The sequence below is a fragment of the Salegentibacter tibetensis genome (assembly GCF_020164485.1).
Lineage (GTDB): Bacteria > Bacteroidota > Bacteroidia > Flavobacteriales > Flavobacteriaceae > Salegentibacter > Salegentibacter tibetensis.
This window is the reverse complement of record NZ_JAIQZA010000163.1, coordinates 1-255: the sequence shown is the minus strand read 5'-3', so window position 1 is coordinate 255 and position 255 is coordinate 1. Positions and strand designations below refer to the sequence as shown.

At 46.7% G+C, this 255-nt stretch carries 1 pseudogene; it reads right to left on the bottom strand.

The features are described 5' to 3' along the window. Positions 1–255 (bottom strand): annotated as a pseudogene (locus LB467_RS18935) (nitrilase-related carbon-nitrogen hydrolase); the annotation flags it as partial.

Here is a 255-nt window from a genome sequence, read left to right as displayed (position 1 = left end):
TCATCAGGCCCGATACAGAAATGACAAATGATCTGGATTCCTTTGCAATAAATCTGGTAATGTCTCTCGTGTTATTTTCTGATCCCGGCCATACTGCCACGTGAAGATTTTCTCCAAGGCCCTGTAAAGCAGTTCTTGCCAGGGGCATCCAGTTTTCCCAGCAGTTCAATCCACCAACGCTAAAGTCTTTTAAAGGATGTACCTGCAGTCCATTTCCATCTCCGGGAGCCCAGGTTAACCGCTCCTCATAAGTAG